The 2,822-nt window shown below is 41.7% G+C and carries 1 protein-coding gene; it reads left to right on the top strand.

What is annotated here, in order from left to right:
• Positions 1 to 2,822 (top strand): Ig-like domain-containing protein (locus JXQ92_RS19225; RefSeq protein ID WP_421988275.1); only part of this gene is annotated, 2,822 nt, incomplete at both ends.

Here is a 2,822-nt window from a genome sequence, read left to right as displayed (position 1 = left end):
ACTTCACCTTTAGCAGTAAGTTATACTCAAAATGGTTCAGGTTCAGCTTATACGATAATCGCTACAGATGCAAATACTGTTACCTACAGTTTAGGTACAGGTAATGATGAATCACTGTTTGATCTGACAGGAGGAGTGGTGACCTTTAAAACGTCACCAGACTTTGAGAATACAGCAGATGGCGACGGTCAGAACACCTATGAAATAGAAGTCAACGCAACAGATGGATTGAATACTGCTACTCAAATGGTAGTGATCACGGTTACTGATGTAGATGAAGAAGGTCCTGTACTTGTAAATCTAGATCCATTAGATGAGACCACTATTCCAGCTAATCAGTCTTTACGTGCTCAATTCGATGAATTAATTTTTAAAGGTACAGGCAAAGTAAAGATCTTGAATGAATCAAGCAACGAACTGGTTCAGGAGATAGATATCAGCAGTAATTCGATATCTATAGATGGAAATACTTTAACGATAGACCCTCCTTCAGATTTACCAATCGGCGAAGACCTTACGGTGCTTATAGCTAACACTGCTATTGTAGATGGGGCAGGCAATGATATTACCGGTATTTTTAATAATACAACTTGGAATCACTCTGTGACAGGTGCTGATCTTGTAGCGCCCAGACTAGTGAGCCTTGATCCAGCCGATGGAAGTAATGTAGAATCTCTAGCTATTGTAACGGCTACTTTCAGCGAACCTGTTTTTGCCAATCAGGGTAGGTTAAGGATTTACCGTAAGAGTGACCTGCTGCTCTTGAGGAATAGTGATATCAATTCAGATCAAGTAATGATCAATGGAACAAAGGTTTCGGTTAAAATGCCTGGTAACCTTATCAATGGCGAAGAAATTATTGTTCATTTTAGCCGTAGTAGTTTGGTAGATGGATCAGGTAATGAGATTGGTTCGATTTTTAATGATGAAACTTGGAATTTAATACCTCAGATAGATCAGGCTCCATTAATTACCACCCTATCACCGGCCGATGGTTCTACAGTAAATGCAGGTAGCACAATCACAGCAACCTTCAACGAAGTATTGAATATTGGTACAGGAAAAGTTAGAATTTACCGAACAAGTGATGGGCAGCTTTTACATGAGGTTGATATATCGGATCAATCAGTAGTAGTGAGTGGAAGTAGTGTTTCAGTAGAGCTTCCCTTAAGCCTAAGTTTGGGCGTTGAAATTGCCGTTCATTTTGCCGGTAGTACATTACAAGATCAAGGCGGGAATGACATTACCGGAGTATTTACCACCAATACCTGGAACCTTACACCAGTTGTTGACCCATCACCTTCTATTGAGAGTTTAAGTCCATTAGATGGCGGTAGTTTTTCACCTGGGGAGATACTTACGCTAACTCTTAGTGAAAGTGTAACCAAAAACAGTGGGAAGATTCGTATTTACCGAAGCTCAGACAACACTGTATTGAGAGAGATTGATGTAAGTTCAGCAGACGTAGAAGTAAACGGAAGCGTGGTCAAAGTCACCACTCCACTGAATCTTCCAGTAGGACAAAATGTTTTCATTCATTTTGCACCAAACACATTGCGTGACAGTGGGAACAATGGTTTGAATGGATTATTTGGTGTTGATACTTGGAACCTGACCACGATACCCGATCCAGCCCCATCTATCTCTCAATTGAGTCCGGTAGATGGTGGTAGCCTCATCCAAGGATTTAATATAGAAGCAACTTTCAGCGAAGCTGTATTCAAGGGGAGTGGTAAAGTTCGTTTTTACCGTTCCAGCGACACCCAGGTGTTAAAAGAGATGAACATAGGAGATGGGGGCATTAGTATAACAGGAGCAGTAGTAACCATTACCCCTCCATTAGGCTTGCCAACAAACGAAGAAATATTTGTTCATTTTGCAGGGAGCACCCTGTTAGATTCCAGAGGTAATAACATTGGAGGTGTATTTACCGCAACCACCTGGAACCTTACGATGCAACCTGATCCTTCTCCAACAATTGTGAGTTTGAGTCCGGTAGACGGAGGGAGTGTAGTACAAGGCAGTACAACGACAGTTACCTTCTCTGAAGCAGTTTTCAAAAACAGAGGTAAGATCAGGATTTATAAGAAAGGCGACTTGAGTTTGTTGAATCTTATTGATGTAAGTGATCCATCTGTCACAGTAGATGGAGCCTCAGTATCAATTGATATGCCTCTAAACCTGCCAATTGGAGAAGAGATTCTGATTCACTTCAGTCCATTGAGTTTTGAAGACGCAGGAGGAAATGGTTTGGGCGGATTATTTGATGTAGATACCTGGAACTTGTTTCCACAGTCAGACCCAGGGCCAACCATAACAAGCCTAAGCCCAGCAGATGGAGGATCTGCCGTAGCAGAGTCTACGATAACGGCCACCTTTAGCGAAGCAGTATTTAAAAATGAAGGGAGGCTTCGTATCTATAGAAAAAGTGACCTATTAGCGCTACACAGTGTCAATATCAATAGTGCTGCGGTGGTAATCAACGGTAATACCCTTACATACGATTTACCATCTTCTCTACCAGCTGGAGAAGAGTTGTTGGTTCACCTAGGAAAGTCAGCTCTAGTGGATGGAGGGAATAACAATATTGATGGTTTATTCACAGTAGAAACTTGGAACTTCACAATTACGGGCTCTCCTGCGATGACTCTAAATACGGAAGATATTATAATCGTACCAGAGCAGGATTTATCAGAACAACAGGAGATGAAAGTGCAGTTATATCCCAACCCATCGACGGGCATATTTAAGTTAGATCTTAGGCAGGCAGGCGACTCACCGATAGTAGAGATTTATGACTTTACTGGCCGTATGGTGTTCTT

This window comes from Roseivirga sp. (assembly GCF_049099775.1).
GTDB lineage: Bacteria > Bacteroidota > Bacteroidia > Cytophagales > Cyclobacteriaceae > Roseivirga.
Note: the sequence above shows the minus strand (reverse complement) of the source record. Positions and strands in the feature narration are given on the sequence as shown.